The sequence below is a fragment of the Tessaracoccus coleopterorum genome, assembly GCF_011174705.1.
Taxonomy (GTDB): domain Bacteria; phylum Actinomycetota; class Actinomycetes; order Propionibacteriales; family Propionibacteriaceae; genus Arachnia; species Arachnia coleopterorum.
This window is the reverse complement of record NZ_JAANIJ010000001.1, coordinates 157815-183925: the sequence shown is the minus strand read 5'-3', so window position 1 is coordinate 183925 and position 26111 is coordinate 157815. Positions and strand designations below refer to the sequence as shown.

Below are 26111 nucleotides of genomic sequence, written 5' to 3'. Positions count from 1 at the left end.
TTGACCATTCTCGGCGGCGGCGGATTCCGCGTGCCGCTCGTGTACAAGGCGCTGCTCGCCGACAACAACGTCGAACGTGTCACACAGTTGCGGCTCTACGACACCGATGAGCGTCGGCTGGCCGCCATCACGAGCGTGCTCCGTGAACTCGCAACCGGTGTCGAGTGTGCACCCGAACTCATTGCAACGACGGATCTCAGGGTGGCCCTCACCGATACCGACTTCATCTTCTCCGCCATCCGGGTGGGTGGCACCACTGGTCGGGCGCTCGACGAACAGATCTCGCTGAGGCACGGCGTCATCGGCCAGGAGACAGTTGGAGCAGGGGGAATCTCCTACGCGCTGCGCGGCATCCCTGCTGTCACGCGGATCGTGGACGCGGTCAAGGAGTATGCGCCGGATGCCTGGGTGATCAACTTCACGAACCCTGCGGGGTCATCACCGAGTTCATGCAGCGTCATCTCGGTGACCGCGTGATCGGAATCTGCGACTCGCCTGTAGGCCTCGCCCGGCGCATCATCGACGTGCTCAAGGCAGAGGGCCTGGTGGCCGCCGATGTCCCTGGCGTCTCTGCCGGGAGCGACCGCGTCCGGATCCACTACGCGGGGCTCAACCATCTCGGATGGCTTACCGGCCTGTCGGTAGACGGCGTCGACGTGCTTCCGCTGCTCCTGGACCGGCCTGATCTGATCGAGCGTTTCGAGGAAGGGCGCCTCTTCGGGGCCGACCTCGTGCAGTCGCTTCGGGCGGTCCCCAACGAGTACCTGCACTACTACTACTACGCCCGCGAGGATCTGGCGATCGACAGCGCCACCGATCAGACCCGCGGCCGGTTCCTCGCCCAGCAGCAGCGCGCCTTCTACGACTCGTTCGACGGCGCAGCCGCCGGCGCCTACGAACGGTGGGAGCGCACCCGGCTCGAGCGTGAGGCGACCTACATGGCGACAAACCGTGAGGCCGCAGGCAGCTTCGAACGCGACGATGCCGACCTGGAGACGGGCGGCTACGACAAGGTTGCCCTCGCCATCATGCACGCCATTGCGAACGACGTCCCCGCGGAGCTCATACTCAACGTCGCCAACAACGGCCTGCTGCCCGACCTGGACGACTCCGCCGTCGTCGAGATCCCTGCCACGTCGACGGGAGCGGGGTCACGCCGCTGCCCGGGGTCGTCCTCCCCGAACATGCGAGGGGATCGTGGTCAACGCCAAGTATGTGGAGCGATGCACGATCCACGCGGCCGTGAACGGCTCCCGCGAGGATGCGCTGCTGGCGCTCAGCCATCACCCGCTCGTCGACTCGTACCGGGTGGCGGGGAACTGCTGGACGACCTCATCGCCAACTTCGACGACCTCGCCTACCTCAAGGAGAAGCCCTGATGCACGACAACCGAGAGTTGGTGGAGGAGCGAATCGAGAAGCTCCGCGAGCGGGTCGAAGGGTCGGTCTTCCACGTCGTCGCGCCACTCGATGTCAGCGCCTGGAAGGTGCCGGGGAGCCGGTGAGCTTCAGCGAGGCGTTGGAGGCCGAGTACAGTGCTTTCCCCGTCGACACCCTCTGGGCCCTGCCTGGTCGACGTGGTGGTTGAGGGTCGCGGGAAACGTGCCTGAGGAGGCGGCCGCGGAGCGACTGGAGCTGCGGGTGGACCTCGGGTTCGTCGGCGACTGGGCGGGCAACCAGTCCGAGGGCATGGTCTACACCGCCGACGGTTGGCCGCTCAAGGCCGTCAACCCCATGAACCGTACGGTGCCGTTGACCTTCGGTTCCTTGGCGGCCCAGCGCAGCATCGTCGATCCGGACGGGACGGTCACGCTGTTTGTGGAGGCCGCCGCCAACCCCGACATGACGCAGAAGCTGGGCAAGGTGACGCTCGAGGGTGACATCCTCACCCGTTCGGACGCGCCCGTCTGGCGCTTCGGCGGTGCCGAGCTCGTCGTTCGCCGCGAGCATGTCTGGGGCCTTCACATGGACCTGGATGTGCTGGACGGACTGATGCGGCAGCTTCCGGTGGACTCCACCTGGCGCGCCTGCCTGTTGCGTGGCATGGAGGATGCCGCCGATGTCCTCGATGCCGAGGGCATCATCGAGGGCGCGGAGGCGGCCCGCGCGGTTCTGCGTCCGCTGCTTGAGAGCGGTGCTGCGCGTTCGGCGCAGAAGATGACCGCCGTCGGCCACGCCCACATCGACACGGCATGGCTCTGGCCGTTGCGTGAGACGCGCCGCAAGATCGTGCGCACGTTCAGCAACGTCGTGGCGCTGGCCGACCAGTACCCCGACTTCCGCTATGCCAACTCCGCGCCACAGCACCACGCCTGGCTCAAGGAGGACTCGCCCGAGGTCTACCGGCGGGTACGTGGAGCCATGGACCGTGGCCAGTGGAGCGTTGTGGGTGGAATGTGGATCGAGCCCGACGCCACCATGCCGAGCGGAGAGTCGCTCGTCCGGCAGCTAACCTCCGGAGTCCGTTTCACGCGCGATGAGCTGGGTGTCGACACCGACTGTCTGTGGCTGCCCGACTCCTTCGGGTACAGCGGCCAGCTGCCGCAGATCGCCCGGCTCGCCGGGATGCGCTGGTTCTTCACGCAGAAGCTCTCGTGGAACCGGGTCAACAAGCTGCCGCACCACACCTTCTGGTGGGAGGGCATCGACGGCACCCGCATCTGGACCCACTTCCCACCCGTCGACTCCTACGACTCGATCGTCAGCGCCGAGGAGGTGCTGGGTGCGGAGCGCAACTTCAAGGAGAAGGGCCGCGCGACCCGCTCGCTGCTGCCCTACGGCTACGGCGACGGTGGGGGTGGCCCCGTCAGTGAGATGGTCGAGCGGGTGCGCCGCTTCGCCGATCTCGAGGGGGCACCGGTCGTCTCCCACGGAACGCCCGCCGAGTTCGAGCAGGCGGCCCGGGCCGAGTACGACCCGCCCGTGTGGGCGGGGGAGCTCTACCTCGAGTTCCACCGGGGCATCTTCACCTCCCTTGTCGAGCTCAAGCAGGGCAACCGCCGCAGCGAGGCCGCACTGCAGGCCGTCGAGTGGATCTGCTCGCATGCCGCCCGGGTCGGCCACCCCTACCCGCAGGACGAGCTGGAGACCCTCTGGCGCCGGGTGCTCGTGCTCCAGTTCCACGACATCCTGCCGGGAAGCAGCACGTCGTGGGTCAACCGGGAGGCCATCGCCGAGTACCGGGAGATCCTCGATGAACTGGAGACGATGTTCGCCTCCGCCGCTGCCGCGCTCACCGCTGCCGGTGGCGTCGGCGCCACGGTGGTGAACGCCTCCGATGTGGAGCGCACCGAGGTCATCGAGCACGACGGGCGGCTCCGGTTCGTGTCGCTCCCGCCGCTGTCGTCGAGCCGGCTGACCGGCCAGGGCGATGCTCCGGCCGCACCCGTGACGATCTCGCGTGACGGCGACCGGATCATCCTGGACAACTCGCTGGTCCGCGTCGTCGTCGAGGCCGACGGCACCGTCGGGTCGCTGATCGACCTGCGCGTCGACCGTGAGGTGCTCCTGCCGGGGCGCCGGGCCAACGTGCTGCGCCTCCACCCCGACCACCCGAGCTGCTTCGACGCCTGGGAACTCGAGGACCAGTACCTGCGGACGGGCGAGGACCTCACCTCCGTCGAGTCGCTCGAGATCGCGGTGGAGGACCGCCTGCGGGCACGGGTGGACGTCACCAGGAGGTTTGGCACGTCGGCCGTGGTCCAGAGCGTCTCGCTCGATGCCGGCAGCGCAACCGTGGACTTCGGCGCGAGGGTTGACTGGCGCGAGCGCGAGAAGATCATGAAGGTCTCCTTCCCGCTCGACGTGCGCGCCACCCATTCGGCGGCAGAGGTCCAGTTCGGCCACATCGAGCGCCCGATCCACTCGAACACGTCGTGGGACCACGCCCGGTTCGAGACCATGGCGCACCGCTGGCTCTGGCTGCGCGAACCCGGTTACGGCGTCACGCTGAGCACCAACTCCGGGTACGGCCACAACGTCACTCCGGCGGGGGATCGGAGGCGAGGGCCACAGGTGGCGTCGACGCACGACTGAGCCTCCTGCGGGCACCCAACTCGCCCGACCCGGCCGCGGACCTCGGGGAGCACACGCTCTCCTACGCCATCACGGTCGGCACGGATGTGGCCGCGTCGCACGCGGCAGGGGCGCGGCTCAACCAGCCACTCCGCGTCGTACCGGGCGCCGTCGAAGTGGCGGCCCCGTCTCCGTTGAGCCCCTTGACGGCGCCTCGTTCGCGGTCATCGACGCCGTCAAGCTCGCTTTCGACGGGTCGGGCGATCTGGTGGTGCGTCTCCACGAGGCCGCCGGTGCCCGCAGCCGGGTGCGGCTCCGGGTGCTGCAGGATCACGCGGAGGTGCTGGAGGTCGATCTCCTCGAGGCGCCAGTGGACGAGCCGACCCAGTCGTTGGTGGGCGCCGCGGAGGGGGTGCTGGATCTCCGGCTCCGCCCGTTCCAGATCCTCACGCTGCGGATCAGGCGGCGGTGACGTGAAGCTGCTCCTGGTGTGCCTCGACGGCGTCCGCGCCGATCTCGCGTTGCCCGACTCCGTGGCCGCCGACCGCGGCTTCGACGCCCCGGACCATCCGTCCGACGAGCGGTTCACCGCCGGGGAGGCGACGCGACACTGACCGGGCCCGGCGTTGCGGAACTCGGGGTGATCGCTCCAACGCTCGCCCGGCTCGTGCGGGGTGGCGAGCACTCCGAGGGGCGGGTCGTCCCGATGTGGATGACCCCGCCCACCGACTCTGCTCCCGGTTGGGCCTCGATCCTGACGGGGTCGACGCACGAGCAGTGCAACGTCTGGTGGAACGAGTTCGTCGGCCATGACCTGGCCCGTCGGCCCGACATCCTGTCGCGCATCTTCCACGCGAACCCGACCGCCAGGACCATGCTGGCCGCCACCTGGGACGCGTTCGTCACGGCGCCCGGCCCGATCCTCCAACAGCGCACCGACCAGCAGCGAACCGGCCAGCACCAGGTGTTCCACCCCGCGTCGGCCGACGGCATCCCCGCGGCCGATGCGGAGGTGGCCGCCTGGGCATGCTGGAGGCTCCTGCACGAGGGCCCGGACGGGGCCGTCGTGTACTTCGAGGGTGCCGACGCCTCCGGCCACGAGTTCGGCGCCGACTCAGAGCAGTACCGGCAGGCCATCTCGAGGGTGGATGAGCTCACCAGGCATCTGGTGAAGGCCGTCTACGAACGGCACGAGCAGCTGGGCGAGGACTGGCTCATCGCCGTGACCACCGATCACGGTCACAAGCCGGCCGGCGGCCACGGCGAGGACGAGGTCGAGGTGCGGCGCAGCTTCCTCATCACCCACCGGGTGGGTGGCCGGCTGCCGGAGACACTCAGGGGGCGGCCACGCTGCGCAGCCAGGATGTGATGGGCCTGCTGCTCGACGCCCTCGGTGTGCGGAGCGGCTCCTGGGAGGCCCCGGGGTCGGCGAGCTCCGGGACATCGAGCCCCTCGGCCCCACCCGAAACCTGAGCTTCGAGTGGTGACCGGTTCGGTGGTCGGGCAGGGCGCCTGAGGGGTCCTCAGGCCCAGGCCCTGAGCCGGCGGACGGTTCCCCCGAACGGGTCCGCCGGCTCGCCGCCGTACTCGCCCGACCCGAGGCGCCAGCGCCAGGGCCCGTCGAGGAGGGTGTGGGCGAGTCCCCCGTCCACCCGTCCCACCGGATCACCGTCGATCCAGGCGCCGTGGGTCGCGCCTTGGGCGATGACGATGCTCACGATCTGCGAGGGCTGATACTCGTGTGAGTTGGTCCAGGTCTCCCCGCCCTGCGTGTACGCCATCCATCCGATGAAGTTCTCGGTCGACAGGCTGAGTGCCGCGAGGGGCTCCGGGGAGCCGTCCGGCGCGGTCCCCAGCCGCGTCAGCAGGACCTGCCAGCTGTCCGGGATCGCGGGCGGCAGCTCCGCCTCGATCTCGAGGACGAAGGCACCGTCGAGTCTGAGAGTGATCTCGGTCTCGCCGTTCGGCGCGGTGTCGGCGATGAGGGCGAGGCCCTCGGCCTGCCAGGGGGTCGACCTCCCGCCGAGGGAGGCGGGCAGGTCGAACGCGAACTGATCCTCGGGTCGGGCGAGAGCCAACCTGCGCCGGGCCTCGACCGAACGGAGCACCTCCGGCCGGTCGGCCGCCGGGCAGAAGGAGATGACCTGGCAGGTTCCGCGGCCGGGATCGAACTCGTAGATGCGGCCGGCGCCCGCGCCACCGAACGGCAGTTCCTGGTAGTTGACGGCGTGGTACTCCCGTCCGTCCTGGCTGACCCTGGTGCTGGGCCACTCGTGCCCCCGAGGGCCAGGAAAGCCTGCGGGTGGGGTGCCATCAGGTCCTTCACGAGGTCGCCGTGCGGAGTCAGCTCGCCCTGGAAGGCGGTCTCGTGGCTGACGATGATCGTGGGCAGGTCGGGATGGGCCGAGAGGATGTCGTCCGCCCATCGCCAGCCCGCCGCCGAGGGGCGCCAGTCAAGGGCGAGGACGCCGATGGATGCGCCGTCGCCCATCTCGACCTCCCGCCAGGAGGAGTACCCGCCTGGCCCGTGCCGGAGGGCACGCACGCCATTTCCCCGAGCAGCGGGAGGCGGGCCCGAAGACGCGCGAGAAGTCCGTCTCGCCGCGGGTGTCGTCCGAGTACTGGGCAATATCGTGGTTGCCGGTGGCGATCGTCATGCCGGTGCCCCGGAGCAGGGCCGCCCCGGCCTGCAGCACCGACTCCGCGGCCTCCGCCTCGTCCGCCCATCCGTGCTCGGTGACATCGCCGACATGGATCACGTGGCGGATGGGGGCGACGGCCCCGGTTCCGGCAAGCGCCGAGGCATGCCTGAAGGTGTCGAGCAGGAACCCGGGCCGTTTCCGTGCCCCGTCGAAGAGGTACTGGGTGTCGCCGATGACGAGGATCGAGAACGGTTTCATCGATTTCCTTCCAGGAGTTCGGCGATCCGCGCATGACGTGGGTCGGTGCCGCGGGTGGCGTTGCGGTGGAGCTCTTCGAGGGACGGGGAGTCCCCGCCCCGGCGGGGAGGCCAGCACTGCGCTGGCGATGAAGGCGGAGAGGTTGAGCCGGTCCTCCAGGGAGGCACCGGGGATGCGGTGCGCGAAGGCGAAGGCGGCAAGGGTCGAGTCGCCCGCGCCCGTGGTGTTGAGGGGCGTCACTGCGAATGCGGGGACCACCGCCTCGGCGCCGGTGCTCCCGTCGGCGGCGACCATCCCGTCCGCGCCGCGCGTCACGATCACGAGCGGAACCCGCTCCGCGAGGAGGCGGGCCGCAGCGGCCGGATCCTCGAGCCCCGTGAAGGCCCGGGCCTCCAGGTCGTTGAGCATCCAGACGTCGGTCCCGTCCAGTCCGTGGAGGGCCTCATCGCCCCACTGCTCCGTCGGGTCGAAACCCCGGGACGCGAAGACGGTCGCCCCGCCCGCCCGTGCGCTCTGCAGCCAGGGGCGGCGGATCGCGGAGGTCCACGATCAGGGAGGTGGCCGTGAACCGGGCCTCCGCCAGGTGGGTGGCCAGATCCGCGGGCGGTGGGGTCTCGACGGTGAGCATGGCCCGGTCGTGGGGAGTGACATGGCCACGGTGACGGGGAGGCTCCAGCCCTCGTGGTGGGCGGTCAGGCTCGTGTCGACGCCGATCGCGGCCATGTCGTCGAGGAGCCGCCTGCTGGCCGGGTCGGATCCGACGGCGGTGGCGAGGGCGGTGTGGCTACCGAGGGCGGCGGACACGCGGGCCATGGTGGCAATGCCGCCCCACATCTCGTGCAACGAGGACGCGTAGCGCTCCTCGCCCGGCAAAGGCATCGCCTCCACCCCGGTGAAGATCAGGTCGCGGTAGGTGAGACCGACGGTGAGCACGTCGACGGTGAGGGCACAGACATGATGATCAACCTAGCGGCGCAACTCGCTCAAATTCAATCGAAATGGTCAAGAACGCGCATTCCGAGCTATCGTGGTGCGCGGCCCCGACCCTGGAGACTCAATGACGCCCCACCCCTTGCAACGGCCTCACCACCCGCTCGCGTGGCCGCCGTGCTCTTCGACATGGACAACACGCTGGTCGCCTCGGAACATGCGTGGTTCGCGGCCACGCGCGAACTCTGGCGGGAACTGGGCGAGGACTCGGCCGGACAGGGAATCCTCGGTGGGACCGTCCAGGATGTGGTCGACGAGATCATTGGCGTCCATCCCGGAGCCGACCCGGAGGCGCTGGGGCCCGCATGCTCGAACTCCTCGGCGAAAACCTGCGGGACGGGGTTCACCCCACCCCTGGGGCAGCCCAGCTGATCGAGCGGTTGAGCCCGTCGCTCCCGATCACGATCGCGTCGAACTCCCCCTCCGACATCGTGGCGAGGGTCGTCGCAACGCTGGGCTGGGACCACCACTTCACGGCGGCGCTCGGCACCGAGGACGTCGTCCACCCCAAGCCCGCGCCCGACCTCTATCTGCTCGCCGCGCAGCGCTGCGGTGCCGACATCACCGAGTGCGTCGTCTTCGAGGACTCGCCGATGGGCGCCACCGCGGCCCGCGCCTCCGGTGCCTTCGTCGTGACAGTCGGTCCCGACGCCGCACATCTGGGCGACCTCAACGTCCCCGACCTGACCGATCCCCGCATCATCACCTGGACCCCGGAGGCGATCTCGTGAAGCTCCTGCCCACCCCCACACACGTCGAATGGTTGGAAGGGACCTTCTCCCTCACCGATCCGCTGCCCGTGCGCGGGGAGGTGTGGGTGCCCGCCTCCTCGCCGAGCGCCTTCTGCTGGCCGCCGGTGCCCGGACGGTGGCAGCCGTGGGCCCCGGCGTCGAGTTCATCGCGGACCCCTCGCTCGCCGAGGAGGCCTACCGGATCGACATCGCCCCGATGGTGTCTCCGTCCGTGCGGGCGGGAGACGGGGGCGGTCTGGGCGGTGCAGACGCTGCTGCAGCTGCTGCCGGCCCAGATCCAGGGGCCCGGGCCCATGGAGCAGTCGTCCCTCGTCCTCCCGTGCGCCCGGATCGAGGATGCACCCGCCAACGCGTGGCGCGGGTGTCTCATCGATGTGGGTCGTCACTTCCTGCCGATGGACGGCCTGCTGAAGCACCTCGAGGTGATGTCGGCGCACAAACTCAACGTGCTCCACCTCCATCTGACCGAGGATCAGGGCTGGCGGCTACCCGTGCCGGCATACCCGAAACTGACGGCCGAGGGCGCCCGGCGCCCGGGACCCTGCCGGGTCATCAGCCCCCGCCCGATGAGAACGACCGCGACGACTTCCCCCAGCATGACGGGCGTCCCCACGGCGGTTCCTACACCGTCGAGGAGATCCGCAGGCTCGTGGCCCGCGCCGGCGAACTCGGCATCACCGTCATGCCGGAGATCGACATGCCCGGGCACATGGAGTCGGTCCTCGCCGCCTATCCGGAGCTGGGCGCCTGCGATCATGTCAGCCACCCCCGCACCTGCTTCGGCGTGTCCCACCACGTGCTGCGGCTCTCGGACGAGGCCGTCCGGTTCTGCCGCGACGTTCTCGATGCCGCGATGGAGCTCTTCCCCGGGTCGCCGATCCACATCGGCGGCGATGAGTGCCCCTCGGAGGAGTGGTTCCAGGACCCGGTCTCGCTCGCCACCATGGCTGAGCACGGCATCACCACGGGGGCAGAGGCCCAGGCCTGGTTCGAGCGGCAGGTCTGTGACCATGTGCTCGCCGCCGGCCGCAGAGTGGTCGCGTGGGACGAGGTCCTCGAGATGGGTGCCCCGAGGGCGTCACCGTCATGGTGTGGCGCGACAGGGCATCCATCGCAGCGGCGGCGGCCAAGGGCTTCGAGGTCATCGCGGCCCCGGTCGACTCCACCTACCTCGACTACGCCCAACACGACGATCCCTCCGGCCCCTGACGATGGGGGCATGACCACGCTCGCCCACACGGCGGGGCTCGCGAAGGAGCTGCGCCTCGAGCCCGGGCTCCGACCGAGGCTCCTGGGCGGCCAGTTCCAGCTCTGGTCGGAGTACGTCCACACCTGGGGCCGCGCCGAGTACCAGCTCTGGCCCCGCGGCAGCGCCCTGGCCCAGCAGCTGTGGCGGGTGAGGTCAGCGAGGCGGACACCCTGGCCGGACTGGCTTCCCACCTCGACAGGCTGACGGCGATGGAACTGAACTGGTGCCGCACCGAGGGCACCGCAACGACAAGGACGGAAGACTGACATGCGTCACATCGCCAACCCGGCCGGGCCCGAGCTGATCTCCGGATCGACGCCTGGGCCGAGCGCATCGAGCGGTCCTCGGGGAGATCGCCGCGGAGCGCTTCCGGGCCATGATGCTCGACACCTGGTGCACCACCATGACCCTCCGCCCCGACGGCGTGTTCGTGGTGACCGGCGACATCCCCGCCATGTGGCTGCGCGACTCCTCGGCGCAGGTGCTTCCCTTCATGCGGCTGCTCGACGTCGCGGAGGTTGCCCGGGTGGTGCGGGGATCATCGCACGGCAGTGGGCCTCCATCGCTCTCGATCCCTATGCCAACGCCTTCAACGACGGCCCGACGGGAGCCCACTTCGACGAGGGCGACCTCGCCATGGATCCCGGGTCTGGGAGCGCAAGTACGAGATCGACTCGCTTGGTTTCCCCGTCGATCTGGCGTTCCGGGTCTGGGCGGAGACCGGCGACGACAGCCACCTGACCGAGGTGGTCCACGCCGGCTGCCGCACGATCGTCGGGCAATGGCGGGTCGAGCAGAATCACGGCGAGTCGTCCAGCTACGGCCATGTCCGGGAATCCGAGCCGTGGGACACGCTGGGTGAGGACGGCAGGGGCACCCGGTGGCGTACACGGGGATGACGTGGAGCGGGTTCCGCCCTCCGACGACGCCTGCACCTTCGGGTACAACATCCCGGCCCAGCTGATGGCCCTGCGGCCCTCCGGCAGATCGGGGAGCTTGCCGGGCACTGGGGTGACGCCAACCTCCGAGACGACGCGGCCGCACTCGCCGGCGAGATCCGCGGCGGCCTCGAGCGTCACGGCGTGGTGGACGGGCGTTATGCGTACGAGGTGGACGGCCTGGGCGGGACGCTCCTGATGGACGACGCCAACATGCCGTCGCTCCTGTCGCTCCCGCTCACCTCGGACGTCGACCAGGCCGATCCGCTCTACCAGGCGACCCGGGCGTGGGTCCTGAGCCCGGAGAACCCGTACTTCTACTCGGGCAGCGCCGCCGAAGGCATCGGCAGCCCGCACACACCCGAGGAATACATCTGGCACATCGCGCTCGCCGTGCAGGGCCTCACCGGCGACCTCGAGGAGGCCAGGGCCTGCCTGGCCACGATTCTGGCCACCGACGGTGGCACCGGATGGACCCATGAGGGCTTCCACAAGGACGACCCGACCCTGTTCACGCGTCCCTGGTTCAGCTGGTCCAATTCGATGGCCTGCGAGCTGATGATGCGCATCGCCGTCGACGACGAGACGGCCGCCTGAGCCACAGGCGGACGTCTCGTCGTCGCCCGGTTGGCTCGGGTGGGCCCGGGGAGCACAGGCGTGTGGCGGGGGTGGACGGGCACCTCCGCGCAGAATGAGTTTCTCCCGGCCCCGGGCCCCCGGACCCCGCGGTGTGTGTCTCGTTCCGGGCCCCGCGGGTCACTGACAAGGTCGGCGTCATGTGTCCGATCCGGCTGGCCTCTCCGGAGCGCCCGGGCACGTCGCTCGACGGCGACCGTGCAGGGTGAGCCACAAAGTGATTTCGCAATCCCGCTGTGGCCGGGCAGTTGCCTGTGTATCGTCCGTCTGGTCCCGATTGAGACGTTTCACAAAGAGGAGAAACGATTTGTCCAGACGCAGACACACCCCTCTGGTGTGCGCCCTCACCACCGCCCTGATCATCGGTTCGGTGGGGCTCGCAGCCCCGTCGGCCACGGCCGACCCGACCCGGACGGGGGTGGCCTCCCTCCAGACGAACGCGGCCACCGACCCGCTCGGCATCCCCTGACCACCCTCAACTGAGCTGGCGACTCACCTCATCGGCCCGCGGCACGATGCAGAGCGCGTATCAGATCCGGGTCGCCTCCAGTGAGCAGCAACTGGAGCGACCCGACGTCTGGGACAGCGGTCGCACCACCACCGACGACTCGGTAGGCGTCGCCTACGGGGTCCTGCTCTCGACCCGACGACGCGGTACGTCTGGCAGGTGCGGGTGTGGGATCAGGCCGGTGTGGCGTCGGACTGGAGTACACCGGCAACCTTCGAGACCGCACTCGGGGCTCGGGCGAGTGGGCCGATGCCGAGTGGATCGGCTCCGGCAAGAGCCTGTCCGAGGCCTGGCGTGACACCACCATCACGTTCCGGGCCTCGGGCATCGCGGGGCACTCGGCCTCTACTTCCGCGGCCTCGACGGCAACAACGCCTACATGTGGCAGATCAACCAGTCGGAGAGGGCGCTGCGGCCACACATCAAGTCCAACGGCGGGTTCACGGTGCTGCAGCCGACGCCGTTCCCCGCCGGGTTCAACTTCAACTCGTTGCACAGGTACACGATCAAGGTCTCCGGAAACACGATCACGACGCTGGTCGACGATCAGGTGTTCGACGTCCGGACGTCGACGGCCTACTCCGGCCCCGGCATCGTCGGCTTCCGCACCAACGGCGACGAGCGGGAGTCATCCGGGACATGTCCGTCACGTCCTCCAACGGGAGGTTCTGCTCGACACGACCTTCGCGGCCGGCGACCGCACCTTCACGGGCGGAACCGTCAGCGGCGGGACCCTCCGCCTCGCGGGCAACGTCGAGGCCTGGCTCGCGAAGGGGACGGAGGTGCCGATCCTGCGCACCGAGTTCGATCTCGACAAGCCCGTGGCCAGCGCCCGCGTCTACGCGAGCGCCCGTGGCGTCTACGAGCTGCGGCTCAACGGCGAGAAGGTCGGTGACCAGGAGCTCGCACCCGGTTGGACCGACTACCGCAAGCGCATCGCCTACCAGAGCTACGACGTCACCGACCAGCTGGCTGCCGGCGGCAACGCCTTCTCGGCCGAGCTCGCCGACGGCTGGTACTCGGGCCGCGTCGCCTCGTTCGGTGACAGCGTCTACGGCACGGACACCTCGCTCATCGCGCAGCTGCGGGTCACCTACACCGACGGCACCGAGGAGACCATCGCCACGGACGAGACGTGGCGGACGGCGCCCTCGGCCACCATCTCCGCCGACATCCTCGACGGTGAGGCATTCGACGCAGGCCGCGCTGCAGAGCTCGGCGCCTGGGACAGCCCGGGCTACGACGACGCGCAGTGGGCGGCGGCCGATGTCCGGGACGAACGCTCCGACGTGCTGGAGCCCCAGATCGATCCGCCGGTCCGGGTCACCGAGGAGATCACAGGCACCAGGATGCCCGATCCGGTGGCGGGCGCCTTCATCTACGACCTCGGCCAGAACATGGTCGGCCGGACCCGCGTCACGATGCAGGGTGAGCCGGGAACGACCGTGCGGATCCGCGTCGCCGAGGTGCTCAACCCCGACGGCACGCTCTACACCGACAACTTCCGCTCCGCAAAGGCCACCGACTACTTCACCTTCGGGCCGGACGGCACGGCCACCTGGGAGCCGCGCTTCACCTTCCACGGCTTCCGCTACGTCGAGCTGACCGGGCTCACCCAGGCCCCGGCCGCCGGGAAGTGGTGGGCGTCGTGGTGGGTACGGACAACGAGCTGACCGGCCACCTCGAGACATCGTCGCCCCTTGTCAACCAGTTGCAGAGCAACATCATCTGGGGCCAGCGCGGCAACTTCCTCTCCGTCCCGACCGACACACCGGCCCGCGACGAGCGGATGGGTGGACCGGCGACATCAACGTGTTCGCCAACACCGCGAACTACAACATGGACTCGCAGCAGTTCCTGACGAAGTGGTTGCAGGACCTGCGCGACACCCAGAGCGCCAACGGCGCCTTCCCGGGCGTGGCCCCCGTCATTCCGGGGCGCTTCGATGGGGGTTACGGGAGCGCGGGCTGGGCGGATGCGGGCGTGCACGTGCCGTACTCGCTCTGGCAGGCCTACGGTGACACCGCCGTCATCGAGGAGAACTACGACGCGATGCGTCGCTACGTCGACTACCTGGCCGCCACCTCCACCAACCACATCCGCAACGTGGGCGGCTACAACGACTGGCTCAACCTCGACGACGACACCCCGGTGCCGGTGGTGGACACCGCGTTCGTCGCGAAGAGCACCCGCGAGTTCTCCATCATGGCCGCCGCCATCGGCCGCGACGAGGATGCCGCCCGCTACGCCTCCCTCTACGAGGACATCAAGGCGGCCTTCGCCGCGACGTTCATCTCGGCGGACGGCACGGTGCGCGGTGACTCGCAGACCGCCTACATCCTCACCATCACCAACGACCTGATCCCCGACGGGATGTCCGACAAGGTGACCGCCCAGTTCGTGGAGGCGCTGGAGCGCCGCGACTTCCACCTGTCGACCGGCTTCCTCGGCGTCGACGGCCTGCTTCCCGCCCTCACCAAGGTGGGCCGCAGCGACATCGCCTACCGGCTGCTCCAGAACGAGGACTACCCTCGTGGGGCTACGAGATCGGCAAGGGGCCACCACGATCTGGGAGCGGTGGAACTCGATCATGCCCGACGGCTCGTTCGGCCCGGTCGGCATGAATTCCTTCAACCACTACGCCTACGGCGCGGTCGGTGAGTGGATGTACCGCACCATGGCCGGCGTCTCCGCGCTCGAGCCGGGATATAGCCGCATCCTGATCGCCCCTGTCGCCGGAGCCGGCATCGACGAGGTCGATTACCGGTTCGACAGCTCCTACGGCACCATCGGCTCCTCCTGGAGCACCGATGCCGCAGGCACCATGACGCTGAACGTCGTGGTGCCCCGAACACGACCGCCGAGGTCCGGGTCCCGCCCGGTCGCCGTGGGCGGTTCGGGAGGGTGGAACCCCCGTGCGTGACGTGGGCTCGGTCGAGTTCCTCGGCTACGAGGCCGGGCACGTCCGCCTCTCGATCGGTTCGGGCAGCTACGCATTCACGGTCGATCCGACCCTCGGGCAGATTGGCGACGGCGCCGCGAGTGTCGACCCCATCCGCGCCGCGGTGAAGGCGCTCGACGACGCCGGTGCCCTGTCCAAGGGCAGGCAAGGACCCTGGGCCGGCTGGTCGATAAGTTCGACCGCACCGCAACCAGGGCGTGGGACGTCTACGTGGGCGTGACCGGACCCTCCGCGGCCGTCCGTTCCGCGGTCTCGGTGCACCAGGGCCTGAGCGACCTCCAGACGCTCATCGCCTACCTCGATTCCGAGGTCGCCAGGGGCGAGCTGGACGACGCGCAGAGCGCCGACGTGCGCGCCCTCGCCGCCGCGGCGTCCGACGCCCTCTCCGCGGCCGGCGCGAGCCTGGTCGGAGGGGACGTGAAGGTAGGGGTGCCCGATCTCGCGTTCCCGGGCACGACCGCGCGGGTCGACGTGACGCTCGCCGTCAACGGCACCTGGCCGCTGAGCCAGGTCGCCGCCACCCTCACATCGGCGGAGGGCTGGGTCGTCACACCCGTTGCGCGTCCGGCGGGGCCCAGCAACCGGGCACCGAGGCGGGCTTCCCGTTCGACGTGTCGATTCCGGACGACGTCGTGCCCGGCCGCTACGACCTCGGTGGGACCGCCAGCTACCGCTACAACGGAACCACCGTGTCGCTCCCACTCACCGCGACGCTCACTGTGACATCGCCGGTGACGGTCGACTCGCTGAGCGTCACCCCTGAGCAGGCACAGCCAGGCCAGACGGTGCAGGTGAGGGCCGTGCTGCGCAACGGGACTGAGGCGGCCCGTGGCGGCGTCCTGACGTTCGGGGTCCCTCGGGCTGGGCTGAGGTGCAGGTTCCCTACTCGGTTGAGGCGGGCGCCGGGGCCACGACGGAGGTGGCCGGCCAGCTGGTCGTTCCCGACACGGTGGTGCAGGGGCCGGTCCGGCTCACGGCCCGCCCCGACGCCGCTGCGGTACAGGCCGAGGCGAGCCTGAACGTGCAGCTTCCGACGCCTCCGACGGGGGCCATCGACCATGTCGATCTCGGTGACGGCGCCTCCGAGGCTGCGCACGCTCTTGCAGCGTCGCAGCATTCCGGCACCTCCTTCGAGGCCGGGGTGACCCGTCGCTACACGCACAGCATGTACCCCGGTGGCTGGTTCGAGTTCGATGTCGTGGTGCCCACGGACGGTCCGTTCGCGGTCCGAGTCGTGGAGACCTTCGACGGGGCGACGCTCAAGACCTACGACGTGTCGGCCGACGGCGTCACTGTGCTGTCGCAGAGCCTCCGGCGCACGGCTGGTGGGCAGGGCACGATGACCTACCAGTTCGTGGTCGACGAGCCGGAGGTCGCCGCCGACGGCCGGGTCCGGCTCCGCTTCCAGGATGTGGACGGGGACCATGACCCATCCGTCGCCGACGTGTGGGTGCTACCGCTCAGCTGAGCAGCATGAAAGAAGGTTGTGGCCCGGACGGATCGACTCGTCCGGGCCACAACCGTGTGCGACTGTGCCGCGGAGGCAGGGAGGGGTGGCCGGGAGTCTGGACCCCGTCGGCGCGGGCCCTCGGGCTGCGTCAGCGGGTGACCGTCTCAAGGTCGCCAAGGAACGCGTCCGCCCAGTGGTCGATCGTGTGACGGTGCACCTGTCGCTTGAGTGACCTCATCCGACGGCGCTGCTCCACGGCGGGCTCCGTCACGGCCTGCATGATGACGTCCTTCATCCCGTTGAGATCGTACGGGTTGACCTGGTATGCCCTCTTCAACTCATGGGCGGCTCCCGCGAACTCGCTCAGCACCAGGGCACCTGTGTCGCCGGGTCGGCAGGCCACGTACTCCTTCGCAACGAGGTTCATCCCGTCGCGGAGCGGGGTCACGACGGCGACGTCGGCGATCCGGTACATGGCCGCCATCGTGTGCCGTGGGTAGCTGGCGTGCCGGTACACGATCGGGGAGCGCCGCAGCCCGGCGAACTCGGAGTTGATGCGGCCGACGAGCAGGTCGATGTCGTCGCGCAGCCTGCGGTACTCCTCGACCCGTTCGCGGGAGGGGTGGCCACCTGCAGGAAGATCGCCTTCGCGGGATCGAGCCTCCCCTCCTCGAACAGTTCCCCGATGGCCCGCATCCGCTGCCTCAGGCCCTTCGTGTAGTCCAGCCGGTCGACGCCGAGCAGGATCAGCTCGGGGTGGCCGAGGTCGTCGAGGAGTTCCTCCGACTCGGCGACCACCTCGGGGAGGCCGCGAGCTCGGCGAACCCCTGCGTGTCGATCGAGATGGGGTAGGCCCGCGCCCGGCACACATGGTCGCCGAGGCTCACCCGGTCGCGCTCCACAGGATGGTCGGTGCGTCCGCGCACCAGCCGCAGGAAGTTGGCGGCCGCCCCGGGCACCTGGAAGCCGACGAGGTCGGCGCCCAGCAGCCCCTCGATGATCTTGGTGCGCCACGGCAGCTGGGCGAACAGTTCGACCGGGGGAACGGGATGTGCAGGAAGAAGCCGATCCGCAGGTCGGGCGCAACTCCCGCAGCATCCTCGGCACCAGTTGGAGCTGGTAGTCCTGTACCCAGACGGTGGCGCCATCGTCCGCCGCCGCGGCGGCCGCTTCGGCGAACCTCCTGTTGACGACGACGTATGCGTCCCACCATTCGCGGTGGAACTCGGGAAACGCGACGGTGTCGTGGTACAGCGGCCAGAGCGTCGCGTTCGAGAAACCCTCGTAGTACTCCTCGTACTCCTCCGAGCTCAGCGGCACGGGAACGACCCTGTACCCGTCATGATCGAACGCGGCGACTGTCTCGTCCGGCGCGCCGTGCCACCCGACCCACGCGCCTCCCTGCTTGCGCATGACGGGCTCGAGTGCCGTGACGAGCCCGCCTGGGGAGGTGCGCCAGTCGGTACCTCCGTCCGCGTCCGTGACACGGTCGACCGGCAGCCGGTTGGCGATCACGACAAAGTGCGAGCGACTTGACATGGGGATCCTCCTAGGAACACCTCCAGCCTACCGATGACCCGGTTCCCAGGTTCCTGGCAAGGTGGAGCCATGGAGAAGTGGACTGTTGTCACGGATGCGGGTCGGATCTTCACAGATGCGCTGCGGGAGCGACCTGGGGACACGCTGCTGGCGTTCGACTTCGATGGCACCCTCGCGGCGATCGTCCCGGACCCCGAGGACTCCCGGCTGCACGATGGCTCCGCCGCCGCGCTGGGAAGTCTGATCGGACGCGTCGGGCAGATGGCAGTCATCACCGGGCGCAACGTGGAGACGGTGCGCCGCCTCGCACGCCTTGACGAGCGACCGGAGCTCGACGGTCTGCTGGTGGTCGGCGGCTACGGCGCCGAGACCTGGGTGGTGGGCACGGGCAGGTCGAGGCGCCGGCGCGTCCGGCCGCCGTCGAGGAGGCTCTTCCCCTGGTCGAGCAGGCCATCGCCTCGTGCGGGATCCAGGGCGTGGTGCTGGAAGACAAGGGGCGTGCGCTGGGCGTGCACACGCGGCGCAGCGACGACCCGGAGGGCGCCTACGCGGCGCTCCTGCCCCGGCTCCGTGAGATCGCAGCTGCGCATGGGCTCACCGTCGAGCCAGGGCGCAGCGTCATCGAACTGCGCTCCTCGAACGTGACAAAGGGTGACGCCATCCGCGCTCTGGTGGAAGAGACCGGCGCCCGGGTCGTGGCCATGTGTGGAGACGACCTGGGCGACCTGCCCGCCTTCGAGGAACTCGTCTCGCTGCGCGCTGAGGGCCTCGTGACGTGTCGGGTGGTGAGCGCCTCGCCGGAGCAGGCGGCCATGGACGATTCGGCCGACATCCTCGCCGACGGCCCGACGGCATCGCCGCCTGGCTGGCGTCCCTGGCCTGAGAGGGACGGCGGCGGGTGCAAGGTCACGATTTGGTGACATTCGGCGACCCCGGGCTGACAGGCGCGAGGGGCTTCCTAGACTACGGGCATGTGCAGGACAACGTCGTCCGGGCCGGACCGGCCTGTCTTGGCCGGTCCGGCCTCGCACTGTAACCACACTGATCAAGGGCCGTCCCTCGGCATGTCCGGAAGTCTCCGGCCCGCGTCGGAAGGCAGGCTGAAGTGACCAGCTCCGCGACCACGCCCACCGGCCCGATGCAGCAGAGCGTTCCGCTGCGCGTGCTGAGTGTCCGGCAGCCCTGGGCATGGCAGATTCTCCACGAGGACAAGGACGTCGAGAACCGGCTGCTCCCGACCGCGTACCGGGGCATGGTGGCGATCTTCGCGCCGTACTCGCCGGATGTGTCGGCGCTCCGGCAACTCCCGCGGGTCGCTCCGGCGTGGGTGGACGCACCGCGCCATTTCGAGCTCGGCGCGATCATCGGGTGGCACGCCTCGTCGACTGTCACGACGCCTCGTGGTGCGGAGAGGACCAGTTCGGCCGCGCGATCCAGATGTGCTCGCCCTGGGCACGCCGCTCCCACCAGCACTTCGTGCTCACCGACCCGGTGGCGCTCGCCGAACCCGTCCAGACGCGGAGCCGGTGGGGTCTCTGGGAACCCGCCGAGCGGGTCAGGGACGCGGTGTTCAGGCAACACGGCCCGGAACTCGGGTGACGGGAACGCCGGGCGCCCCGGCGGTCATTAGGGTTGGGATAGCCGAACCCAGGGAGCGGGTGCCCACGTGATCGACAAAATCGACTTCAAGAAGTCCCTCGACAGCTATCAGGCTCCCCGGGTGGCTTCCGCATCGTCGAGGTGCCCGACCTGCGGTATCTGATGGTCGACGGCCACGGCGACCCCAACACCTCTCCCGCCTACCGGGACGCCATCGGCGCGCTGTATCCGGTGGCCTACAAGCTGAAGTTCATCAGCAAGCGCGAACTGGGGCGCGACTACGTCGTCCCACCGCTCGAGGGCCTGTGGTGGGCCGACGACATGGACACGTTCACCGTGGCGCGTGACAAGTCACGCTGGAACTGGACGCTGATGCTGATGGTGCCCGGCTGGATCGACGATGGCTCGTTTCCGACCGCCATCGGGCAGGCCGGGGCGAAGGACAGGCCCAGGCGCCTTGACGACATCCGCCTCGAAACCCTCTCGGAGGGGCTGTGCGTCCAGACGCTGCATGTCGGCCCGTTCGACGCCGAGGGCCCGGTGCTCGAGCGCATGCACCACGGGTTCATCCCGGAGCACGGCCTGCGGATGGCGGGCCTGCACCACGAGATCTACCTGAGCGACGCCCGCAGGGCGGCCCCGAACGTCTGCGCACGGTGCTGCGCCAACCCGTCACCGCGATGCAGGGGACCGATCCCGTCGGGTAGGCGGTGGAGCGGCCATCACGGTGCGACGAGGACCTTGCCCGAACAGTCGGAGGCGGCGGCGCGGAATGCCTGACCGATGTCGTCGAGAGGGTACGTTGCGGAAACGAGCTCATCCACCGGAAGTCCGCCGGCCAGCGCGATGCCGATCGAGGTGTCGACATCCTCCTCGGTGTATGCGGCGCAGCCCTGGATCCGGATCTCCCAGTCCTGGACGATCGGCATCGGCAGTGCGGCTGAGCGGGGCGGCACGCCGACCACCAGCAGGGTCCCGGCGCGGCGCAACAGGCAGATGCCCTGGTTCATGGATCGCTCCGAAGCAACGCAGTCGAGCACCACATCGGCGGGGCCGCCGAGCGCGGCGATGAGCCGACTGTCCACATCATCGGCGGTCGCATCGACGGCTGCGTCGGCGCCGACCCGGAGGGCCCTCGCGAGCTTGCCCGCATCCGTGTCCGTGACGGCCACGACTGAGGCACCAGCCCGGCGTGCCGCCACCAGCGTCAGGATCCCGATGGTTCCGGCCCCGAGCACCACGACGCGTGCTCCCGTCAGGTCGCCCGCGATCCGCACGGCATGCACGGGGGTGGAGAGGCATTCGATGAGCGCCGCGGTGGTGTCGTCCACGTCCTCCGGGATGGGGAACAGGTTTGCCGACGGGGCGACGAAGTAGTCGGCCATTGCCCCGAGAGCCTGCGGGAGGGATCGCAGCCGATCCAGGCCAGGGTCTCGCAGGCGTTGCTGCGTCCGGCAATGCAGTTGACGCACGTGCCGCAGGCCACATTCGGCTTGAGCAGCACCCGCTGACCGACCTCGGGACCGGTGGTGGCCTCCCGAGCCCCACCACGACCCGACGGCCTCATGCCCAGGCACGTAGGGGCTCGTCAGGAAGGGATGATGCCCGGCGATGGCGTGGGTGTCCGAGCCACAGATTCCGACCAGCCGCGTGGCGATCAGCGCCTCGCCCGATGCGGGGTGGGGATGCGATGTTCCTCGATCCTGACACCGGTCAGCGGTTCGGCGAGCGCACGGCGCATGGTGGAGCTGATGGGAGGCGATGCTGGGGACGGGGTGGCGGTGACGGTCATGGGTGGGTTCCGATCAGTTCTGGTGGACGGTGGAGGCGGCCGGGGCGAGGTTGAGCCCGGCGCGCGGTGAGGAGGCGGACACAGTGCGCGGGGCACGGCCTGCGGTGATGCCCGGCTGCGGTGGGTGGATGAAGCAGGTGACCACCGAGGCAACGATGTACAAGACGGCGTACGTCCAGCACACGCCGGCCGCGCCGACGGAGGGCAGCAGAACCGTGGCGATGGCCGGGCCGAGGAAGGTCGAGACACCCGCCGCCAGGTTGTGCGCAGAGATCGCAGCCCCTGGATGCGCCGGGGCGAGCGCCGCGAACACCGCGCCCATCGGCACAAACGCCGAGACCCCGACACCGAGTAGGATGGCTGCCGCATTCATCAGCGCCATGTTGTGGCCGAACCAGAGCGGGATGTAGTAGAAGGCGAGGGTTGCGACCGCGCAGCTGAGGCAGCCGTACCAGCGCATCTGGCGCATCCATCCGAAGCGGTCGCCGATGCGGCCCCAGGCGATGTTGGTGAAGATGGTCACCGCGAACATCAGGCCCCAGATCCGCATCCACTCCGACAACCCGAAGGCCGTACACGCTGAACACGAGGGCCGCATCGACCTGGGAGTGGCCGAGGTCGACGAGGTACTTGGACAGGAACGTGAGCTCGAAGCCGTCGCCTGTCATGAACAGGGCGACGGCGAGGTAGCCGACGATGAGGGGGCGGGGTAGGCCGAGCGACATTGCATCACCTCTGGATTGGTCCGCGACCTGCAATGGCCGCGATGGAAGTGGATCGCCACCATCTCGATCCGTCCGGCCGCCGCTTCTAGCGTCGCCGATGCCCATCAACTGATACGTTTTTGTCATCGCGGGTGGCATTCGGCCCGCGCGGGGAGAAGGGGGAGGGCGTGGGCACAACGGACCCGCAACCCGGTGGGGCGTCCCTGCCGGGGCTGCGCCCACCGAGCCGAGAGGTCGTCGTTCCCGACATCGACAGCATGGTGCGCTGGCACGAGCATGCCTACCCGCATCCGCTTGCGCGCTGGCACACGCACCCCGAGGTGGAGATCCACCTGATCCGGGCGGGCACCGGGCTGGCATTCGTCGGGGACCACGTTGGGAGGTTCGAGGCGGGGCACCTTGCGCTGGTCGGCTCGCATCTCCCGCACAACTGGATAAGCGACCTGTCGCCGGGGAGTCGCTACCCGGGCGTGACGTCGTGCTCCAGATCCATCCCGACAGTCTGCGTGGCCTGTCCGAGGTGGCACCGGAGGCCATGGAGGCGGTCCGACTGGTCGAGTCCGCCGATCGGGGAGTGGAGTACTTCGGGGCAACGGCGGCGACCGGGGCGCGCATCCTTGAGCTGGTCGGAAGGACCGCCGGGATCGAGCGCCTGCACCACCTGTTTCACCTGTTCACCGTGATGTCCCGCTGCCCCTCGGATGAGCGGCGCGAGTTGTCGAGCACGTCGGCGGTGGCCACCTCCGATCCCACGGTGCAGCTGCGCATCAACACGGCACTGGATCACATCACCGCACATCTGGATGAGGAGCTCCGCCTCCGGAGGTCGCCGCCATCGTCGGAATGTCGCCGTCCGCGTTCTCCCGCTTCTTCACCGAGGCCGCAGGGCGGGGTTCGTCCAGATGGTCCGACGGTTGCGGATCATCAGAGCCTGCCACCTGCTGGCCTCGACCTCGATGCCGATCTCAGAGATCTGCTACCTGGTCGGGTTCGGAAACCTGTCGAACTTCAACCGTCAGTTCAGGGCCGAGACCGGCACGACACCCCGGCGCTACCGCGCTACTGCCCGGAGCGGCCAGGGGGCGCTGATGTAGCGACGCGTATAGCGCCCCGCTCGGCGGAACGGGACCTCGACGGTCCTGACGCCGACCGACGGGCCGACTTACCCAGACAAACCGACCCCAAGCACCCGGCCCGTGATCGAATACCCGACCAGAAACATCGAATCGTACAAACCATGGATCAGAACCGGATCATCCGCCCGACACCCAGCCACACAGACCGATGACGGGCGCAGACACCGAATAGACCGAAATCAAAAATAGTAAAGATAGTAGGCGGCAAGGTCTTCAATCCGCGTTCCAATACCGATAGAATAGGTCCATGGAAGACACGGTGGTCACCGATGGCCTGGAGGATCTCGACCACCTCCCCGCCGACGTGGCCGCGCGACTGTCCAACATGCCCATCGAACACCGCGCCACCGCACTGACCCACCTGAAGCGGGTCGCCGACCAACTCTGCGGGATCTACCTCGACGAACTGCACCACCTGTCCCTCGACACCCCACCAGCCGTGTTCAACGCCGTCGACCACCTCCACGAGACGAACACAGTCACCCGCCGCGAAGCCACCGCGCAGTACAAACTCGCGGCCGAGTTGGCCGACCGCTACCCGCGCATCGGCGCCGCATTACGGGCCGGGACCATGTCGTTGTCCCAGGTCCAGGCCGTGGTACGCGTGCTGAGACACTCCCCGCTGGGAGTCGACGACATGACCCGGGCACAGGAGCTGCTGGTCGACCACGCCGACAGGTTCGACCCCATCGACCTGGCCGAGATGGCCCGCCGGATCACCGAACTCCTCGACCCGGACGCCGCCGAGGAGCGGGAGGCCGAACGCCTCCAGCGGGAGGAGCGGCTCGCGCAGCAGGAACGGTTCCTCACCGTGGAGCCCGATCATCACGGATCGATGCGGATCGCAGGGAAAGTCACCCCGTGGTCGGCGCCACGCTACTGACACAGCTGGATGCGTTGATGCCCTCCGCCGCCACCTACAAAGACGCAGGCCCGGCCCCGCAAGAGCTGCCCGCCGCGCCGACGCGCTGGAACGACTCCTCGGGATCGCCGCAGCGACCGGGAACCTCCCGACAACGGCGGCGACCGGCCCCGCGTGATCATCACGCTCAGCTACGACACCCTCCTCGAAGGGATCGGGCACGCCACACTCACCGGCACAGGCGAGGACATCACCCCGCAAGAGCCAGAAGCATCGCCTGCGACGCAGGGATCATCCCCGCCGTCCTCGGGACCGCATCACAACCATTGGACGTGGGCCGCGAAAGCCGCACATTCCCCAAACACATCCGCATCGCCCTGAACCGCCGTGACCAGGGCTGCGCGTTCCCCGGCTGCACCATCTCCTGGGCCAGCTGCGACGCCCACCACATCGTGCCCTGGTGGGCAGGCGGCCGATCCAGACTCACCAACGGCGTCCTCCTGTGCCCCCACCACCACCGCGTGGTCGAACCCGACCCGAACAAGGCACCGGAGTATCAGTGGTTGGTGATCATCGACCCGAAGACGGGCTCCCCGTGCTGTATCCACCGGTCACGATCGACCCGGAACGCAAACCGACACGGCACAAGAAACACCAGAGGCCAGGCAAGACCCTCCCACCCCTACCAACCACGACGCCGGCCGGGTCGAAGCAGAAGCAACCGTCCGCTGGTGATGTGACCCCAAGCGGCGGCCCCGCCCTCAACCGGAGAACTCTGCTCCCACCACCCCCCACACGACTCCCGCCAAAGACGAACCGAACCCCTGGCACCCCGAACAGGACGAGAAGTCACCGGCGCCCTCCTTGCCTGCCGAGGCCGGATCGACCTCGCCGCACCACACCTCTGCCATCGCTGCGGGGTGATAGCCTCCGGGCACCTGATCAAAAGGGCTGGTGAAGGATGCTCCGCACCGCGCCACGAGTGGTCCGATGGCTGCTTCTCGGGGTCGCCGCCGTGCTCGTGGTGCTCACCGGGATGGGGGCCTGGCGCGTGTATGACGAACTGCGTCTGCCTGCTGCGGAACCCGCGCCCCGAGGCCGGTGGTCGACGGCGTGAGTGGCCTCAACGTTCTCACCTTCAACCTGTGGCACGGTGGCTCGCAGATCCGGGACGGCGCACAGGCGATCGCCGACATCATCCGCGAGACCGATGCCGATGTGACGTTCATGCCCGAGGTTGGGCGTGCGCCGGCCAAAGTGGGCCGGCTGCTCGGCTACGACCACTTCATCGGCACCGACGTGGGCATCGTCTCGCGTTACCCGATCATCTCCACGGCGGAGGTGGGGCCGTGGTGGTCGAAGGCGGTCATCAACGTCAACGGCACCGAGGTCGCCGTCTACGGCGGGCACCTCGAGTACCGCTGGTACACGACCTACCTGCCACGTGGCTACGGCGGGAAGATCAAGGGAGACTGGCCGGACGGCTGGGGCGGCTGGGACCGGCTGGACGCCCCGGTGACCGATGTCGGGCAGGTGCTCGCCGCCAACGAGGCGTCCGGGCGCCCGGCAGCGGCAGAGGAGGTGCTCGCGGACATCGACGTCGAGCGCACTGCCGGCCGGATCGTCATCCTCGGTGGTGACTTCAATGAGCCGTCGGCAGAGGACTGGACGGCCGAGGCGGCCGACCTCTTCGACCACAACGGCGTGATCATCAGGTGGCAGACCACCCAGAGGCTGCTGGACGCGGGCCTGGTGGACACCTACCGGCAGGTTCATCCGGATCCGGTGGCCAACCCCGGCTTCACCTGGCCGTCGGACAACGAGGGTTTCGCGATCGACAAGCTCACGTGGGCACCCGAGGCGGACGAGCGCGACCGCATCGACTACATCTTCGCCCTGCCGGATGAGCGGCTCACGATCGATTCGTCAACGGTGGTCGGGCCGCAGTCCTCCATCGTCCGGAGCGAACGCGTGGAAGACGACAGTTCCGACGAGATCCTGACGCCGAGGGCCCGTGGCCGACCGACCACAAGGCCGTCCTGACCCGGTTCAGCCTCACC

The 26111-nt window shown here is 69.1% G+C and carries 24 protein-coding genes and 10 pseudogenes; 27 read left to right on the top strand and 7 right to left on the bottom strand.

What is annotated here, in order from left to right:
- The 4 genes and pseudogenes from G7085_RS33725 to G7085_RS01195 all read left to right on the top strand — a co-directional run bounded on the left by G7085_RS33725 (nucleotide 1) and on the right by G7085_RS01195 (nucleotide 5500).
- Nucleotides 1-477 (top strand): family 4 glycosyl hydrolase, encoded by a 477-nt coding sequence (locus G7085_RS33725; RefSeq protein ID WP_408647013.1) that lies wholly within the window; start codon nucleotides 1-3, stop codon nucleotides 475-477.
- Nucleotides 450-1236 (top strand): annotated as a pseudogene (locus G7085_RS33720) (family 4 glycosyl hydrolase); the annotation flags it as partial. The gene G7085_RS33725 and the pseudogene G7085_RS33720, both read left to right, overlap by 28 nt.
- Before the next feature lie 142 nt (nucleotides 1237-1378).
- Nucleotides 1379-4485: pseudogene (locus tag G7085_RS31735) on the top strand (alpha-mannosidase).
- Between the two features lies 1 nt (nucleotide 4486).
- A pseudogene (locus tag G7085_RS01195) lies at nucleotides 4487-5500 on the top strand (alkaline phosphatase family protein).
- Between the two features lie 36 nt (nucleotides 5501-5536).
- Here G7085_RS01195 and G7085_RS01190 read toward each other — a convergent pair.
- From G7085_RS01190 to G7085_RS01180, 3 genes are all read right to left on the bottom strand, one after another.
- A complete protein-coding gene (locus tag G7085_RS01190; protein ID WP_197509717.1) occupies nucleotides 5537-6121 on the bottom strand; it encodes a hypothetical protein in 585 nt (194 codons plus the stop codon).
- A gap of 345 nt (nucleotides 6122-6466) precedes the next feature.
- Nucleotides 6467-7432 (bottom strand): PfkB family carbohydrate kinase, encoded by a 966-nt coding sequence (locus G7085_RS01185; protein WP_231979848.1) that lies wholly within the window; start codon nucleotides 7430-7432, stop codon nucleotides 6467-6469.
- Between the two features lie 30 nt (nucleotides 7433-7462).
- The gene (locus G7085_RS01180) at nucleotides 7463-7846 is read right to left on the bottom strand and encodes a PfkB family carbohydrate kinase (protein WP_197509715.1); all 384 of its coding nucleotides are present in this window, start codon (nucleotides 7844-7846) and stop codon (nucleotides 7463-7465) included.
- Between the two features lie 174 nt (nucleotides 7847-8020).
- Between G7085_RS01180 and G7085_RS01175 the strand changes: the two genes are divergently transcribed.
- The 14 genes and pseudogenes from G7085_RS01175 (at nucleotide 8021) to G7085_RS01125 (ending at nucleotide 16416) form a co-directional block, all read left to right on the top strand.
- The gene (locus tag G7085_RS01175) at nucleotides 8021-8275 is read left to right on the top strand and encodes an HAD family hydrolase (protein ID WP_197509714.1); all 255 of its coding nucleotides are present in this window, start codon (nucleotides 8021-8023) and stop codon (nucleotides 8273-8275) included.
- On the top strand, nucleotides 8209-8634 hold the full coding sequence (locus tag G7085_RS01170; protein WP_197509713.1) for an HAD family hydrolase: 426 nt from the start codon (nucleotides 8209-8211) through the stop codon (nucleotides 8632-8634). Before G7085_RS01175 ends, G7085_RS01170 begins: the two co-directional genes overlap by 67 nt.
- A 314-nt stretch (nucleotides 8635-8948) precedes the next feature.
- Nucleotides 8949-9131 (top strand): annotated as a pseudogene (locus G7085_RS33715) (family 20 glycosylhydrolase); the annotation flags it as partial.
- Nucleotides 9132-9304: 173 nt separating this feature from the next.
- On the top strand, nucleotides 9305-10108 hold the full coding sequence (locus tag G7085_RS31730; RefSeq protein WP_231979097.1) for a family 20 glycosylhydrolase: 804 nt from the start codon (nucleotides 9305-9307) through the stop codon (nucleotides 10106-10108).
- A gap of 172 nt (nucleotides 10109-10280) precedes the next feature.
- Nucleotides 10281-10367: pseudogene (locus G7085_RS28955) on the top strand (hypothetical protein); the annotation flags it as partial.
- Between the two features lie 88 nt (nucleotides 10368-10455).
- Nucleotides 10456-11439 (top strand): annotated as a pseudogene (locus G7085_RS01160) (glycoside hydrolase family 125 protein).
- 373 nt (nucleotides 11440-11812) lie between these two features.
- Nucleotides 11813-11947: a hypothetical protein gene (locus tag G7085_RS28950; RefSeq protein ID WP_269451742.1), complete on the top strand. Its 135-nt coding sequence runs from the start codon at nucleotides 11813-11815 to the stop codon at nucleotides 11945-11947.
- A 46-nt stretch (nucleotides 11948-11993) separates the two neighbouring features.
- Nucleotides 11994-12154: pseudogene (locus G7085_RS36150) on the top strand (glycoside hydrolase family 78 protein); the annotation flags it as partial.
- A complete protein-coding gene (locus tag G7085_RS31725; RefSeq protein WP_197509711.1) occupies nucleotides 12154-13659 on the top strand; it encodes a family 78 glycoside hydrolase catalytic domain in 1506 nt (501 codons plus the stop codon). The pseudogene G7085_RS36150 and the gene G7085_RS31725, both read left to right, overlap by 1 nt.
- Nucleotides 13623-14647 (top strand): annotated as a pseudogene (locus G7085_RS01145) (alpha-L-rhamnosidase-related protein). Before G7085_RS31725 ends, G7085_RS01145 begins: the two are co-directional and overlap by 37 nt.
- Nucleotides 14577-14909, top strand: coding sequence for an alpha-L-rhamnosidase C-terminal domain-containing protein (locus tag G7085_RS01140; protein WP_269451741.1), 333 nt, complete (start codon nucleotides 14577-14579; stop codon nucleotides 14907-14909). Before G7085_RS01145 ends, G7085_RS01140 begins: the two are co-directional and overlap by 71 nt.
- Nucleotides 14902-15168, top strand: coding sequence for a hypothetical protein (locus G7085_RS01135; RefSeq protein WP_197509707.1), 267 nt, complete (start codon nucleotides 14902-14904; stop codon nucleotides 15166-15168). The genes G7085_RS01140 and G7085_RS01135 overlap by 8 nt, the downstream gene beginning before the upstream one ends.
- Nucleotides 15165-15671, top strand: coding sequence for a hypothetical protein (locus G7085_RS01130; RefSeq protein ID WP_197509706.1), 507 nt, complete (start codon nucleotides 15165-15167; stop codon nucleotides 15669-15671). Before G7085_RS01135 ends, G7085_RS01130 begins: the two co-directional genes overlap by 4 nt.
- 196 nt (nucleotides 15672-15867) lie before the next feature.
- Entirely contained in the window at nucleotides 15868-16416 is a 549-nt protein-coding gene (locus tag G7085_RS01125) for a hypothetical protein (protein ID WP_197509705.1), read from the top strand.
- 130 nt (nucleotides 16417-16546) lie between these two features.
- Here the strand turns inward: G7085_RS01125 and G7085_RS01120 are convergent.
- Nucleotides 16547-17937 (bottom strand): annotated as a pseudogene (locus G7085_RS01120) (alpha,alpha-trehalose-phosphate synthase (UDP-forming)).
- Between the two features lie 476 nt (nucleotides 17938-18413).
- On the opposite strand from G7085_RS01120, the gene G7085_RS28940 reads away from it, so the two are divergent.
- The 3 genes from G7085_RS28940 (at nucleotide 18414) to G7085_RS01100 (ending at nucleotide 20316) form a co-directional block, all read left to right on the top strand.
- A complete protein-coding gene (locus G7085_RS28940) occupies nucleotides 18414-18857 on the top strand; it encodes a trehalose-phosphatase (protein WP_331715393.1) in 444 nt (147 codons plus the stop codon).
- 185 nt (nucleotides 18858-19042) lie between these two features.
- A complete protein-coding gene (locus G7085_RS23070) occupies nucleotides 19043-19567 on the top strand; it encodes an ASCH domain-containing protein (protein WP_231979096.1) in 525 nt (174 codons plus the stop codon).
- A gap of 110 nt (nucleotides 19568-19677) precedes the next feature.
- On the top strand, nucleotides 19678-20316 hold the full coding sequence (locus G7085_RS01100; protein ID WP_331715392.1) for a GyrI-like domain-containing protein: 639 nt from the start codon (nucleotides 19678-19680) through the stop codon (nucleotides 20314-20316).
- Here G7085_RS01100 and G7085_RS01095 read toward each other — a convergent pair.
- The 3 genes and pseudogenes from G7085_RS01095 to G7085_RS01090 form a co-directional block, all read right to left on the bottom strand.
- Entirely contained in the window at nucleotides 20259-20921 is a 663-nt protein-coding gene (locus G7085_RS01095) for a zinc-dependent alcohol dehydrogenase (RefSeq protein WP_197509702.1), read from the bottom strand. The genes G7085_RS01100 and G7085_RS01095 overlap by 58 nt on opposite strands.
- 41 nt (nucleotides 20922-20962) lie before the next feature.
- Nucleotides 20963-21103 (bottom strand): annotated as a pseudogene (locus G7085_RS33705) (hypothetical protein); the annotation flags it as partial.
- 238 nt (nucleotides 21104-21341) lie between these two features.
- Complete coding sequence (locus G7085_RS01090; protein WP_197509701.1) at nucleotides 21342-21851, bottom strand: MFS transporter; 510 nt, start codon at nucleotides 21849-21851, stop codon at nucleotides 21342-21344.
- Between G7085_RS01090 and G7085_RS01085 the strand changes: the two genes are divergently transcribed.
- The 6 genes from G7085_RS01085 (at nucleotide 21844) to G7085_RS01065 (ending at nucleotide 26094) form a co-directional block, all read left to right on the top strand.
- Complete coding sequence (locus G7085_RS01085) at nucleotides 21844-22041, top strand: hypothetical protein (RefSeq protein WP_197509700.1); 198 nt, start codon at nucleotides 21844-21846, stop codon at nucleotides 22039-22041. The two genes, G7085_RS01090 and G7085_RS01085, sit on opposite strands and share 8 nt — an antisense overlap.
- Nucleotides 22042-22220: 179 nt before the next feature.
- On the top strand, nucleotides 22221-22736 hold the full coding sequence (locus tag G7085_RS01080) for an AraC family ligand binding domain-containing protein (protein WP_197509699.1): 516 nt from the start codon (nucleotides 22221-22223) through the stop codon (nucleotides 22734-22736).
- A gap of 18 nt (nucleotides 22737-22754) precedes the next feature.
- Entirely contained in the window at nucleotides 22755-23147 is a 393-nt protein-coding gene (locus G7085_RS28935; protein WP_331715391.1) for a helix-turn-helix domain-containing protein, read from the top strand.
- 289 nt (nucleotides 23148-23436) lie between these two features.
- Nucleotides 23437-24072, top strand: coding sequence for a DUF222 domain-containing protein (locus tag G7085_RS01070; RefSeq protein ID WP_197509697.1), 636 nt, complete (start codon nucleotides 23437-23439; stop codon nucleotides 24070-24072).
- A 17-nt stretch (nucleotides 24073-24089) separates the two neighbouring features.
- Entirely contained in the window at nucleotides 24090-24791 is a 702-nt protein-coding gene (locus G7085_RS33700) for an HNH endonuclease signature motif containing protein (protein WP_408647012.1), read from the top strand.
- A 373-nt stretch (nucleotides 24792-25164) separates the two neighbouring features.
- Complete coding sequence (locus G7085_RS01065) at nucleotides 25165-26094, top strand: endonuclease/exonuclease/phosphatase family protein (protein ID WP_197509696.1); 930 nt, start codon at nucleotides 25165-25167, stop codon at nucleotides 26092-26094.
- The last annotated feature ends 17 nt before the right edge of the window (nucleotides 26095-26111 follow it).